General features: G+C 72.7%; 13 protein-coding genes. 2 read left to right on the top strand and 11 right to left on the bottom strand.

Going from position 1 to position 12,665, the window contains the following annotated elements:
* Positions 1-9: 9 nt before the first annotated feature.
* On the bottom strand, positions 10-483 hold the full coding sequence (locus ABD948_RS16440) for an Lrp/AsnC family transcriptional regulator (protein ID WP_345267775.1): 474 nt from the start codon (positions 481-483) through the stop codon (positions 10-12).
* A 104-nt stretch (positions 484-587) separates the two neighbouring features.
* On the opposite strand from ABD948_RS16440, the gene ABD948_RS16435 reads away from it, so the two are divergent.
* Positions 588-1,490 carry a 5'-3' exonuclease gene (locus ABD948_RS16435; RefSeq protein WP_345268040.1) on the top strand — a complete coding sequence of 301 codons (903 nt, stop codon included), beginning with the start codon at positions 588-590 and terminating at the stop codon, positions 1,488-1,490.
* Between the two features lie 4 nt (positions 1,491-1,494).
* The gene (locus ABD948_RS16430) at positions 1,495-2,157 is read left to right on the top strand and encodes an SDR family oxidoreductase (protein WP_345267772.1); all 663 of its coding nucleotides are present in this window, start codon (positions 1,495-1,497) and stop codon (positions 2,155-2,157) included.
* 43 nt (positions 2,158-2,200) lie between these two features.
* Here ABD948_RS16430 and ABD948_RS16425 read toward each other — a convergent pair whose 3' ends face one another.
* From ABD948_RS16425 to ABD948_RS16380, 10 genes are all read right to left on the bottom strand, one after another.
* Positions 2,201-5,032: a DEAD/DEAH box helicase gene (locus tag ABD948_RS16425; protein ID WP_345267769.1), complete on the bottom strand. Its 2,832-nt coding sequence runs from the start codon at positions 5,030-5,032 to the stop codon at positions 2,201-2,203.
* Positions 5,029-5,910: a diacylglycerol kinase gene (locus ABD948_RS16420; RefSeq protein ID WP_345267767.1), complete on the bottom strand. Its 882-nt coding sequence runs from the start codon at positions 5,908-5,910 to the stop codon at positions 5,029-5,031. The genes ABD948_RS16425 and ABD948_RS16420 overlap by 4 nt, the downstream gene beginning before the upstream one ends.
* A gap of 66 nt (positions 5,911-5,976) precedes the next feature.
* Positions 5,977-6,378, bottom strand: a complete 402-nt coding sequence (locus ABD948_RS16415; RefSeq protein ID WP_345267766.1) for a hypothetical protein — start codon at positions 6,376-6,378, stop codon at positions 5,977-5,979.
* Positions 6,379-6,391: 13 nt separating this feature from the next.
* Complete coding sequence (tatC, locus tag ABD948_RS16410; RefSeq protein ID WP_345267765.1) at positions 6,392-7,216, bottom strand: twin-arginine translocase subunit TatC; 825 nt, start codon at positions 7,214-7,216, stop codon at positions 6,392-6,394.
* 15 nt (positions 7,217-7,231) lie between these two features.
* A complete protein-coding gene (gene tatA / locus ABD948_RS16405) occupies positions 7,232-7,528 on the bottom strand; it encodes a twin-arginine translocase TatA/TatE family subunit (protein ID WP_345267763.1) in 297 nt (98 codons plus the stop codon).
* Between the two features lie 81 nt (positions 7,529-7,609).
* Positions 7,610-8,605, bottom strand: a complete 996-nt coding sequence (locus ABD948_RS16400; protein WP_345267761.1) for a helix-turn-helix transcriptional regulator — start codon at positions 8,603-8,605, stop codon at positions 7,610-7,612.
* Positions 8,602-9,612 carry a helix-turn-helix transcriptional regulator gene (locus tag ABD948_RS16395; RefSeq protein ID WP_345267759.1) on the bottom strand — a complete coding sequence of 337 codons (1,011 nt, stop codon included), beginning with the start codon at positions 9,610-9,612 and terminating at the stop codon, positions 8,602-8,604. Before ABD948_RS16395 ends, ABD948_RS16400 begins: the two co-directional genes overlap by 4 nt.
* A 21-nt stretch (positions 9,613-9,633) precedes the next feature.
* Positions 9,634-10,635: an FKBP-type peptidyl-prolyl cis-trans isomerase gene (locus ABD948_RS16390; protein ID WP_345267757.1), complete on the bottom strand. Its 1,002-nt coding sequence runs from the start codon at positions 10,633-10,635 to the stop codon at positions 9,634-9,636.
* Between the two features lie 125 nt (positions 10,636-10,760).
* Entirely contained in the window at positions 10,761-12,122 is a 1,362-nt protein-coding gene (gene pafA, locus ABD948_RS16385) for a Pup--protein ligase (protein ID WP_345267755.1), read from the bottom strand.
* A gap of 82 nt (positions 12,123-12,204) precedes the next feature.
* On the bottom strand, positions 12,205-12,573 hold the full coding sequence (locus tag ABD948_RS16380) for a hypothetical protein (RefSeq protein WP_345267752.1): 369 nt from the start codon (positions 12,571-12,573) through the stop codon (positions 12,205-12,207).
* Between the last annotated feature and the right edge of the window lie 92 nt (positions 12,574-12,665).

The following is a 12,665-nucleotide window of genomic DNA, read 5'->3' as shown; positions in this document are numbered from 1 at the left end:
AGCGCGGCGTCACTCCCCCGTGACAGGCCGGTTCTCGTAGGGCGTGGAGAGCACGATGGTGGTGCGGGTGGAGACGTTGGCGGCGGCGCGGATGCGGGCGAGCAGGTCCTCGAGGTCGGTGGGCGTGGCGACGCGCACCTTGAGGATGTAGGACTCCTCGCCGGCGACCGACCAGCACGACTCGATCTCACCGATGGCGCGCAGGCGCTCGGGTGAGTCGTCGGGCTGGGAGGGGTCGATGGGGCGGATCGAGATGAACGCCGTCAGCGGCAGCCCGATGCCCTCGTGGTTGACCGTCGCTCCGTACCCCTGGATCAGACCGCGCTGCTCGAGGCGCTTGACCCGCTGGTGCACCGCGGAGGTGGAGAGCTCGGTGCTGCGGCCCAGGTCGGTGAAGCTCATCCGGCCGTCGCGCGCGAGCAGCTCGAGGATCCGGCGGTCGCGAGGGTCGAGGTCACCCGGCGGCGCGGAGGGCTGGCTCACGCGCCCAGGGTAGCCGCGCGCGACCCCGGCCCCGGTCCTGCCCGCGTGGCAGGATGCCGGGCGTGACCAGCCCGCAGACCGGCAGCGCCCGGCCCGACCGCCTGATGCTCCTCGACACCGCCTCGATGTACTTCCGCGCGTTCTTCGGCGTCCCCGAGATCAGTGCTCCCGACGGCACCAACGTCAACGCGGTGCGCGGGCTGATGGACTTCATCAGCCGTCTGGTGGACGAGTACCGACCCACGCACCTGGTGTGCTGCTGGGACGACGACTGGCGCCCGCAGTGGCGTGTCGACCTGGTGCCGACGTACAAGAGCCACCGTGTCGTGGAGGAGGTGCCGGCCGGGCCCGACGTCGAGGAGGTGCCGGACCCGCTCGAGCTGCAGGTGCCGATCATCCGCGAGGTGCTCGACGCGTTCGGCATCACCGTCATCGGCGCCGCCGGCTACGAGGCCGACGACGTGATCGGCACGCTCGCCACCGGTGCCGGCATGCCGGTCGACATCGTCACCGGCGACCGCGACCTCTTCCAGCTGGTCGACGACGCCGCGCAGGTGCGCGTGCTCTACATCGCCCGCGGGGTGGGCCGCCACGAGCGTGTCGACGAGGCCTGGGTGCGGGAGAAGTACGGGGTGGAGGCGGGTCAGTACGCCGACTTCGCGACGATGCGCGGCGACACCAGTGACGGCCTGCCGGGCGTGGCCGGGGTCGGTGAGAAGACGGCGGCCTCGCTGCTGGCGGCGCACGGCGACCTGGCCGGCATCATCGCCGCGGCCACCGACGACGGGTCGGAGATGGCGCCGGGCCCGCGGCGCAAGATCCTCGCGGCGCTCGACTACCTCGAGGTCGCGCCCACCGTCGTCGCCGTCGCCCGTGAGATCGACCTCGACCGGACGGCCCTCGAGCTGCCACGCACCCCGCGTGAGCCCGACCGGGTGGTCGCCCTGGCCGAGCAGTGGGGACTGGAGAGTCCCGCGGAGCGACTCACCACGACTCTCGTAGGTTGAGGGCATGACTCGTATCGCTGTCGTCGGAGGTCACGGCCAGGTGGCCCTGCACCTGCTCTCCATCCTGGGCCAGGCCGGGCACCAGCCGGTCGCGCTGGTGCGCACGGAGGACCACCGCGCCGACGTGGAGGCCCGCGGGGCCGAGCTGCGCCTGCTCGACATCGAGCAGCAGGACGCCGCCGCGTTCGCGGAGTCCTTCGCGGGCTGCGAGGCGGTGGTCTTCGCCGCCGGCGGAGGCGCCGACGGCAACATCGAGCGCAAGCGCACCGTCGACCTCGAGGGCTCCCTGAAGTCGATCGAGGGCGCCCGCCAGGCCGGCATCCGACGCTTCGTGCAGCTCTCGGCGATCAACGTCGACGAGCCGGTGGCCGACGACACCGAGCCGGTGTGGCGCGCCTACGTGGAGGCCAAGCGCGACGCCGACGCCGCCCTGCGCGCCAGCGAGCTCGACTGGACGATCATCCGTCCCGGTGCCCTCACCGACGACGAGCCCACCGGGCTCGTCGCCCTGGGCGCCGAGGTGCCGCGCGCGGAGGTCACGCGGGCCGACGTCGCCGCCGTGCTGGCGGCCGTGCTCGACGCCCCCGCCACCATCGGGCACCAGTGGAACCTGGTGGGTGGCGACGTGCCGGTGGGCCAGGCCGTCGCCGACGCCGTCGCCGGCTGACCCGCCCTGGCGCCTCCGGAACCGGGCCCGCGCCCGGTCACGCTCACTCCGCGAGCGAGCTGTACTCCACCACCCCGCGACGCAGCCGCCGGGCCGCCTCGCGTGCCGTGGCGCGCACCGGGGAGTCGCCCGCCGCGTCGGCCACCTGGCCCGCGAGGTCGACCAGCTGCTTGACCTGCCGCACGAAGTCACCGGCCGAGAGGTCGGAGTCGCCCAGCAGCTCGTCGAGGTCGTCGCCCTCGGCCCACCGGTAGGCCATCCAGCTGAACCCCGGGTCGGGTCGGCGCAGGAAGTCCAGGTGGTGGGCACGCTCGAGCTCGTCGAGGTGCTGCCAGAGCCGGGTCATCTCGGTGAGCACCTCGCGCACCCGGCCACCGGGCACGCGCGGTGCGGAGACGTCGTCGGGCCGGCGTGCCTCGTAGACGAGCACCGACAGCACGGCCGCCAGCTCGGACGCCGAGAGCCCCTCCCACAGGCCCGCGCGCAGCGACTCGGCGGCCAGCAGGTCCATCTCGGAGTAGATCCGGCGCAGGTACGCCCCGCGCGGGGTCACCTCGTCGTCGACCAGGTACTCCAGCGCGCCGAGCACCTCGCACACCCGGTCGAACTGGCGCGCCACGGTGTTGGTGCGGCGCTCGATGCGGCGCTGGAGCGTGTCGGTGTCGCGGCGCAGCTTGTGCCAGCGCTCGGCCCACCGGGCGTGGTCCTCACGATCGGCGCAGCCGTGGCAGGGGTGCGCCTTCATCTCGGCGCGCAGGCGCGCCACCTCGGCGTCCTCGGGATCGGGGGCCGCGCCCGAGCGAGCCGCCCGCGAGGGCGGTGGGTCCACCAGGCCGTGGGTGCGCTCGCGCAGCGTCGAGGCCAGGTCGCGGCGCATCTGGGGGTTGCGGCCGTTGAAGTTGCGCGGCACCCGCACGGTGGTCAGCGCCTCGACCGGCACGGGGAAGTCGATCATCGCCAGGCGCCGCGCCTGCCGCTCGGCCGTGACGACGTAGGGCCGCGGGCCTTCCTCGCTGAAGCCGGGGTCGACGACGACGGCGTAGCCGGCGAACTTGCCGGCAGGCACCTTGATGACGTCGCCGGGCTTGAGCCGGGCCAGCGAGTCGACCGCCTCCTGGCGCCGGTCGGCGCGACGGCTGCGACTGGCACCCTTCTCGAGCTCGGAGATGCGTTGGCGCAGCCCGGCGTACTCCATGAAGTCACCCAGGTGGCAGGTGGCGGCCTCGGCGTACCCGTCGAGCGCGTCCTCGGCCTTCGCCGCCTGGCGGGCCAGACCCACCACGGCCTTGTCGGCCTGGAACTGGGCGAAGGACTGCTCCAGCAGCTCGCGCGAGCGCGCGCGACCGAACTGGTGCACCAGGTTCACGGCCATGTTGTAGGAGGGGCGGAAGGAGGAGCGCAGCGGGTAGGTGCGGGTGGAGGCCAGACCGGCCACCTCGCTGGGGTTCATGCCCGGTTGCCAGAGCACGACGCCGTGTCCCTCGACGTCGAGCCCGCGGCGGCCCGCGCGCCCGGTGAGCTGGGTGTACTCCCCCGGCGTGATGTCGGCGTGGGTCTCGCCGTTCCACTTCGAGAGCTTCTCGATCACCACGGTGCGCGCGGGCATGTTGATGCCCAGCGCCAGGGTCTCGGTGGCGAAGACGACCTTGCACAGGCCGCGCAGGTACAGCTCCTCGACGATCGACTTGAACGCCGGCAGCATGCCGGCGTGGTGCGCCGCCAGCCCGCGGGTCAGCCCGTCGAGGAAGTCGTGGTAGCCCAGCACGTGCCGGTCCTCGAGCGGCAGGTCGGCGCAGCGCTCCTCGACCATCTCGTAGACGGCGTCGCGCTCCTCGGGCGTGGTGAGCCGCACGCCGGCGGACAGGCACTGCTGCACCGCCGCGTCGCAGCCCACCCGGCTGAAGATGAACACGATGGCGGGCAGCAGGCCCTCGCGGTCGAGGCGGTCGATGACGTCGGCGCGGCTGGGGATCCACACCCGGCGGCCGTTGCCCACCTGCCGCGGGCCGCCCTGTCCACCCTGGCCGCCCCGTCCACCGCGCTGGCCCCGCGGCGAGCGTCGGTCGCGGATCTTGGTGGCGGCCCAGTCGTCGCGCGCGACCTTGAGCAGCTCGCCGTTGACCGGAGCACCCTCCTTGACGAACCCCGCGGCGGCGTCGACGTCGGAGGAGGCGAACAGGTCGAGCAGGCGACGACCCACCATCACGTGCTGGTAGAGCGGCACCGGACGCCGCTCCTCCACGATCGTGGTGGTCTCGCCGCGCACGGTGGCCAGCCACTCGCCGAACTCCTCGGCGTTGGAGACCGTGGCCGAGAGCGAGACCAGCGTGACCGACTCGGGCAGGTGGATGATCACCTCCTCCCAGACGGCGCCCCGGGCACGGTCGGCGAGGTAGTGCACCTCGTCCATCACCACGTGGCTGAGGCCCGCGAGCGTCCGGGAGCCGGCGTAGAGCATGTTGCGCAGCACCTCGGTGGTCATCACCACCACCGGCGCCTCGCTGTTGACCACGTTGTCGCCGGTGAGCAGGCCGACCTGGTCGGGCCCGTGGCGCGCCACCAGGTCGGCGTACTTCTGGTTGCTCAGTGCCTTGATGGGCGTGGTGTAGAAGCACTTGGTGCCGCCGGCCAGCGCCAGGTGGACGGCGAACTCCCCCACCACGGTCTTGCCGGAGCCGGTGGGTGCGGCCACCAGCACGCCGCGGCCCTCCTCGATCTCGCGGCACGCGCGCAGCTGGAAGTCGTCGAGCGCGAACTCGTAGCCCGCGGTGAAGTCGCGCAGCACGGGGTGGCTGCGCCCGCGGCGGTAGGCGGCGTAGCGCTCGGCCGCACTGGGCTCGGGGCTGGGCTCGGGGCTGGTCTCGGAGGTGCTCACGACAGCAGGATCAGGGCTCCTGGGACGCACTCGATGGTCAGGGGCAGCGGCGCGAAGCGCTCGCCGTCGGCGTAGCCCACGATGCCGGGGGCCGCCACCGTCACGGTACGCACCCGGTGGTGCTCGTAGGCGGGATGGGTGGTGTGGGTGCCGGCGAACAGCTTGGGATAGGTGCGCACCAGCTGGCGCCGGGTGAGCGGCTTGATGACGACGACGTCGAGCAGACCGTCGTCGAGCACGGCGCCCTCGGTGATGCGCAGGCCACCCCCGAAGGAGGGCCCGTTGCCCACCGCCACGAGCGTGGCGTCGAGCCGCACCTCGCGACCGTCGAGGTCGAGCACGTAGGGCCGCGGTGCGAAGGCCGGCAGCTCGGCCAGGGTGGCCAGGTTGTAGCGCATCTGGCCCCGGGGCCAGCGCATCGTGTTGGCGCGCTCGTTGACCACGGCGTCGAACCCCGCGGCCATCACCGTGGCGAACCATCGGCCCTGGGTGCGGGCGAGGTCGAGGGTGCGGGTGACGCCGGCGACGACGCGACGGGCGGCGGCCGCGGGGTCGTTGCGGGGCAGGTCCACGTAGCGGGCGACGTCGTTGCCGGTGCCCGCGGGGATGACGCCGAGCGGCAGGCCGGTGCCCGCCACGACCTGCAGCGCCAGGTTGACCAGCCCGTCGCCGCCGCAGACCACGAGCGCGTCGACGCCGTCCGCGACGGCGTCGCGCGCCAGGTCGAGCGCCTCGTCGGCGTCGCGGCCCACCAACGCCCGCACCGAGACACCCGCCTCGCGCAGCACCGCCGAGGCCGCCACCCCGTACCGGGCGCCGCGACCCTTGCCGGCGGTCGGGTTGGTGAGCAGGGCGACGGAGCGTGGCGGCAGGGTCACGGGGTGGAGCGTAGTAGTCGGCACCGACGCCCCGACGGACGTGGCGCAGCCGGACCGGGGGCCGGTTCAGCCGCCGATGCGCAGGTGGGCGGCGTAGCGGTCCGGCGAGGCCCCCACCGCCCGGGCCAGGCGGCCCACGGCGTCGAGCAGGCGGTCCGCGGTGAAGCAGGTGCCCGGCACCAGCAGCACCAGCCGCCCGTCACGACGGCCCAGGTGCACCTGGCCGTGGCGCCACGCCTGGTGCGCCGCGTGCCGGGTCGCGTCGTCGGCCACCGGCTGGGGGAAGGCCTCGTCGACCGCGAGCAGGTCGCAGGGCAGCCGCTGCCCCCCGCTCTCGCCCAGGCAGCCCTGCACGCGGTGCTCACCGCGCAGCACCGACTCCGCGGTCCAGGTGACCGCGTCGGTGCCGAGCCAGTCCGGGAGGTCGAAGGGGTCCACCGGCTCCACCGGCGAGGGGCCGGGGCTCACCGGAGGGACGGCGTCACTGGTCGACGCCGGCCAGCAGCTCGGCGCGGCGCCGGGCGCGACGCCGGTCGTTGACCTTGGCGATCTGCTCCGAGATCAGGAACAGCAGCACCATGGGGACGGCCATGAAGGTCATCGTGAACGGGTCCGCCGAGGGGGTCGCGATGGCCGCGAAGATGAAGGTGCCCACGATGATCCACGCCCGGTGGGTGGCCAGCGCCTTGCCGCTGACGACCCCCGCGAGGTTGAGCATCACCACGAACAGCGGGATCTCGAAGGCGATGCCGAAGACCACGAGGGTGCGGCTGAAGAAGGTCAGGTAGTCGTTGAAGTCGACCAGGTTGACCACGTCGTCGGGGTTGAACCCGATCAGGATCTCCAGACCCTTGGGCAGGGTGACGTAGCCCAGCCAGACGCCGACCAGGAAGAGCGGACCGGCGACTGCGGCGAAGACGCGCGTCCACTTCTTCTCCCGCGCGTGCAGACCCGGGACGATGAAGGCCCAGATCTGGTAGAGCCACAGCGGGGAGGTCAGCACGATGGAGGCCAGCCCGCAGAGCTTCAGGTAGAGCAGCAGACCGCCACCGGCACCCGAGGTCGTGGCCTGGGTGGAGCCGTCGGGCAGCTGGTCCTGGGCGGCCAGGTAGGGCCCCTGCACCAGGTCGAGCAACGCCTCGAAGAAGACCAGCGAGATCGCGAAACCCGCGACGATGAACACCACGCACTTGAGGATGCGTGCGCGCAGCTCGCGCAGGTGGTCCGAGAGGGCCATCCGGCCGTCGGCGCCCACCGGGTGGTGGGGCTTGCCGACGAACATCCGGACGACGCCCGACAACGCCACGGGGTCGGGCCGCCGTCAGGGGGTCGTGTCGCGGCGCTGCTCGGGAGCAGGCGGTGCAGCGGGAGTGACGGGTGCCGCCGGGTCGACGGGCGCGGCCGGCAGCTCGGAGGTCGGCGGCAGGGTCGCCGTGCTCGACTCGTCCTTGTCGTCGTCGCGCAGACCCTTGGTCTCGTTCTTGAAGATCTTCAGCGCCTGGCCGGTGCCGCGTGCCAGCTCGGGCAGCTTGGACGCACCGAAGATCAGGATGACGACGGCCAGGATGACCAGCCACTCCGCCCCCTGGGGCATGCCCAGCATCGGGTTGATGTTCATGTCGGCCTCTCAGCTCGAGAACAGGTGTGATGTGACTCTGATCGAACTCCGAGGTCCATCGTACGCACGCATCCTGAGTGGTCAGGAGTAGAGGTCCAGGGCGGCGCTCGCCGTCGCCGCCAGACGGTCGGCGAGGTCGACGGGTGAGACGACGCGCGCGTGGGGCGCCAACCTCAGGAGGAGCCGGGTGACCCAGCGACGGTCGCTGATGAGCAGGTCGACCTCGACGTCGCCGTCGGGCTGGGGCCGGACCGACTCCACGGCGTAGTACTCGGTCACCCAGTGGGCGGGCGGCGCCAGGCGCAGGGTCACCTGCTCCAGCCCCTCGGCGCGGTCGAAGAAGCCGGCCGCGAGGTCGCGCGGCTCGGTCGGCTCGGTCTGCACCGGCGTGTCGAGCACGCGGGCCTCGTGCACCCGGTCGAGCCGGAAGAGCCGGGGTGCCCCGGCGCTGTGGCACCAGGCCTCGAGGTAGCCCACGCCGTCGTGGGTGCGCACCCGGTGCGGGTCCACGACCCTCTCGGAGCGCTCGTCGCGAGCCGGGACGTAGTAGGTCAGCCGCACCTGCCGGCCCCGCTCGGCGGCGTCGCGCAGCCGGTCGGCCAGGGCGGTGAGCGCGAGCTCGCCGTCCTCGGTGCCCGGGTCCACACGCCCCGCCCCCGGCCCGGCCGCCGCCGCGGCCTCCAACGCCGCCAGCGCCCGGTCGACCACCTCACGGGTCTCGGAGTCTGCGGTCTCGCGCAGCGCCCGCAGCGCCACGATGACGGCGGTCGCCTCGGTGGCGGTGAGCCGCAGGGGCCGCGCCAGGTACTCGGCGTTGGAGACCCGCACCATCCCCTCGGCCACGGCGGCACCGTCCTCGGCCTCGATGGCCTCCAGGTCCACGTCGATGAGGTCGTCGGGGTAGCCGCCGGGCAGGCCGACGAGGAACAGCACCCGCAGGTCCTTGAGCAGCTGCTCGGGGCTGACACCGAGCGTCTGCGCAGCGTCGCCGAGTCGCATCTGCCCGTGCACGTGCAGCAACGGCACCAGGGTCAGCAGGCGGGCCACCTGCTCGCGGGCGCCACCGACGCCGCTCACGGCCGCCCTCCGGCCAGCTCGCCGGTGCTGGCGGGAGCCGCGCCCAGCCCACGCAGCCGCTCGACCACCTCCGCGCGGACGCCGACGGGCTCGACCACCACCACGTCGGCGCCGAAGCCCAGGACCTCCTCGGCCAGGCCCACCGGGCGTGAGGTGAGCACCAGTCGGTCCCAGTCCGTCGAGCCGTCCGGACCGGCGACCCCGGGGTGCACCTCGTCGGCGGCGCGACGCAGCGGCCACGCGGCGCCGCTGCGCACCAGCAGGACGGCGGGCTCGCTGGAGCGACCCGGTGCCAGGCGACGCGCCACCTCCCGCGGGTCCACGGAGTCCGGCACCTCGTAGGAGCCGGCCGGGCCGTCGGCGTGGACCTTGCCCTCCACCCGTGAGAGCCGGAAGACGCGCTCGCCGTCGCGGTCGGTGTCGTGGCCCACGGCGTACCAGCGGCCCCCATAGCGGGTGACGCCCCAGGGCTGCAGGTGTCGGGTCGTGGCCTGCTGCTCGCCGGGGCGCCGGTAGTCGAAGCGCAGCGGGACCCGCTCGCAGACCGCCTGCCAGAACACCTCGAACGCCGGCTCGTCGGCGGCCAGGCGGGGCTGGGCGATGTCGAGGGCGCTGGGGTCGACGTCGAGGCCGGCGGCGGCCAGCTTGCGCACCGCCTCGGTGGTGGCCTTGGCCAGCGTGGCGTGCTCCCAGACCCGGGTGGCCAGGCCGACGACGGCCGCCTCGTCGGGCCGCAGCTCGATGGCGGGGAGGGCGAAGCTGTCGGGCAGCACCCGGTAGCCGACCTCGTCGTCGAAGTACTTGTCGGCCGTGCCCACCTCGATCGGCACGCCCAGGCTGCGCAGCTCCTCCTTGTCGCGCTCGAACATCTTCTCGAACGCGTCGGGAGTGGAGTCGGCGTACAGCAGCCGCCGGATGCGCTCCTTGCCCACGTACTGGCGCTGGACGAGCAGCATGATGAGCAGGTTGAGCAGGCGCTCGCTCTTCTCGCTCGTCATGGCGGTCATGACGCCGATCCTGCCAGGTGGCTACTGCGGAGCGGCGTCGCCCGCGCCGTCGCCACCCGCGCCACCCTGGCCACCGGCCTGGGAGGGCGCGGCACCGAGGACGTCGATGACGAAGTAGAGCGTGTCGGTGCCGGTGATGCCGGCCTGGGGGTTGCCGGCCTCGCCGTAGCCGAGGTCGGGCGGGATGGCGACGACGACGCGGCTGCCGATGCGCTGGCCCACGATCGCCTGGGTGAAGCCCGGCACGAACTGGGTGACCGGGCTGGGCTGCGGCTCGGGCTGGGTGTAGTTCTCGTCGAACGGACCGGGGCCGGTGGCGGTCTGGCCGAGGTAGTTGATCCTGACGTCGTCGCCCTCGGTGACCGGGCGGCCGTCACCCTCGGTGAGGGTCTCGACCTGGAGCTCGCCGGACGGCTCGGGGGTCTCGGTGAAGTCGAGGAACTGCGGGTCGCCCTTGCCGGAGATGATCGTGGGGAACCAGTCGGGGCCCTCGGTCACCTCGGCCTCGCGCATCACGTCGACGACGTACAGCACCGAGTCGGTGTTGCCGACACCCAGCTGGGTACCGCCCAGGCCGTCCTGGCCGAAGAAGTCGTTGCTCGTGCCGACCACGACCACCCGCGAGCCGATGGTGGTGCCGATCAGGCCCTCGAAGCGGGGGTCCTCGGCGCTGATCTGCAGCACCTGCGCACCGCCGCCGCCCTTGCCGTAGGTGGTGGAGATCTGCTGCCCGTCGAAGCCGTTGTAGCTGGCGACGTTCGCCTCGATCCAGTCCCCGTCCTCGACCTCTGCACCGTCGCCCTCCACGAGGGTCTCGGTCTCGACGCCGTCGGCGTCCATCCGCTCGGAGAACTCCACCTGGGGCGCCTTGCCGACGTCGCCGCTGATGGTGACGGCGTCGAGGCCCTCGGCCGCGGGCTCGCCCGCGGTGACGACGTCGCCACCGCAGGCGCTCAGGCCGGCGGTCAGTGCGGTGACGGCGAGGAACAGGGCCGGACGGCGCAGGCGGGAGCCTCGGAGCACGGGATCAACTTTCTTGCGGGGCGACGGCTGGTCAGCGTACGGGCGGCGTCGGGCTCGGGGCCATGCCGCCGGGTCACCCTACAAGGGGGTGCTGAGAGGCGGCTGACAGGTGGCTGGCGGGGGTGTCACATGCCGTCGATGAGGCGCTGCACCCGCTCGTCGTAGGCACGGAAGGGGTCCTTGCACAGCACGGTGCGCTGGGCCTGGTCGTTGAGCTTGAGGTGGACCCAGTCGACGGTGAAGTCGCGACGCCGCTCCTGGGCGCGACGGATGAACTCCCCGCGCAGCCGGGCCCGGGTGCTCTGCGGCGGCACGGTCTTGGCCTCGAAGATCTTCAGGTCGGTCGTGGCGCGGGCGACGGCGCCCCGCTTCTCGAGCAGGTAGTAGAGCCCGCGGTTGCGGTGGATGTCGTGGTAGGCGAGGTCCAGCTGGGCGATGCGCGGGTGTCCGAGCGGCAGCCCGTGCTTGGCGCGGTAGCGGTCGATGAGCTTCCACTTGATCACCCAGTCGAGCTCACGGTCGACGAGCCCCAGGTCGTCGGACTCGACCGCCTTCAGGCCGCGCTCCCACAGGTCGAGCGCCTGCTCGATGACCGGTGTGCTGATGCCGCGCCGGTCGACGAAGTCGCGGGCCTTGGCCAGGTACTCGCCCTGGATGTCGAGCGCGGAGGCCTCGCGGCCGTTGGCCAGGCGGACCTTGCGGCGGCCGGTGACGTCGTGGGAGATCTCGCGGATGGCGCGGATGGGGTTCTCCATCGTGAGGTCGCGCATCACCACGCCCTCCTCGATCATCCGCAGCACGAGGTCGCAGGAGGCCACCTTGAGCAGGGTGGTCGTCTCGCTCATGTTGGAGTCGCCCACGATCACGTGCAGGCGGCGGTACTTCTCGGCGTCGGCGTGCGGCTCGTCGCGGGTGTTGATGATCGGGCGGCTGCGCGTGGTGGCGCTGCTGACGCCCTCCCAGATGTGCTCGGCACGCTGGCTGACCGAGTAGGAGGCGCCGCGCGGACTCTGGGAGACCTTGCCGGCACCCACCAGGATCTGGCGGGTGACCAGGAAGGGGATGAGCACGTCGGCCAGGCGGGAGAACTCACCGTTGCGGCTGACGAGGTAGTTCTCGTGGCAGCCGTAGGAGTTGCCGGCCGAGTCGGTGTTGTTCTTGAACAGGTAGATCTCGCCCGCGATGCCCTCGTCGTGCAGCCGCTGCTCGGCGTCGAGGAGGAGCCCCTCGAGGACCCGCTCCCCCGCCTTGTCGTGGGCCACGAGCTCGCGGATGTCGTCGCACTCGGGGGTGGCGTACTCGGGGTGGCTGCCGACGTCGAGGTAGAGCCGGGCCCCGTTGCGCAGGAAGACGTTGCTGCTGCGGCCCCAGCTGACCACCTTGCGGAAGAGGTAGCGGGCCACCTCGTCGGGACTCAGCCGGCGCTGCCCCTTGAACGTGCAGGTGACCCCGTACTCGTTCTCGATCCCGAAGATGCGGCGGTCCACGTGGCGAGCCTACGGGACGCACCCCCGGTCGGGGGTGCGTCCCGTCATCACGCGGCTGCCGGAACGGCGCCGTGCGGGCCGATCAGAACTGGCCGGCCTTCTCGGCGACCTTCGGGCTCTGCTTGCCCTTCTTCAGGAAGCTGATGCCCACGCCGCCCGGGCGCGAGCCGCAGGTCTGGTAGCCGCGCGCCTCGAGGACCTGCCCGTTGCCGAGGGACTGGCGCGTGACGAGCTTGCCGGAGGTGCCGAAGATCTTGTGCACCTTGGTCTTGGTCATGCCCTTCTTGACCTTGCGGTACTCGGCCTTGGTGACGCAGCCCTTGGCGGCGGCGCTGACCGAGGCGGCTGCGGATTCGGGCGCGGCGGCACCCGCCGAGGTGGCGACGGTACCGAGCGCGGTGCTGGTCAGGGCGACGGCGGCGCTGGTGGCGAGCAGGCGACGGATCTGCATAAGGACTCCTGGGGATGTGGTCGAGCCGGACGTCACGCCGGTGCTGACGTGACAGCCGACCCTGCCCCTCCTCACCCGCACCAAACCCCCCG

Source organism: Nocardioides nanhaiensis (assembly GCF_039542785.1).
GTDB lineage: Bacteria > Actinomycetota > Actinomycetes > Propionibacteriales > Nocardioidaceae > Nocardioides > Nocardioides nanhaiensis.
Note: the sequence above shows the minus strand (reverse complement) of the source record. Positions and strands in the feature narration are given on the sequence as shown.

Coding starts and splice junctions, on each gene's coding strand:
- ABD948_RS16435 (WP_345268040.1), top strand. CDS start 588: ATGCTCCTCGACACCGCCTCGATGTACTTCCGCGCGTTCTTCGGCGTC.
- ABD948_RS16430 (WP_345267772.1), top strand. CDS start 1,495: ATGACTCGTATCGCTGTCGTCGGAGGTCACGGCCAGGTGGCCCTGCAC.
- tatA (WP_345267763.1), bottom strand. CDS start 7,528: ATGAACATCAACCCGATGCTGGGCATGCCCCAGGGGGCGGAGTGGCTG.
- ABD948_RS16395 (WP_345267759.1), bottom strand. CDS start 9,612: ATGACCGCCATGACGAGCGAGAAGAGCGAGCGCCTGCTCAACCTGCTC.
- ABD948_RS16380 (WP_345267752.1), bottom strand. CDS start 12,573: ATGCAGATCCGTCGCCTGCTCGCCACCAGCGCCGCCGTCGCCCTGACC.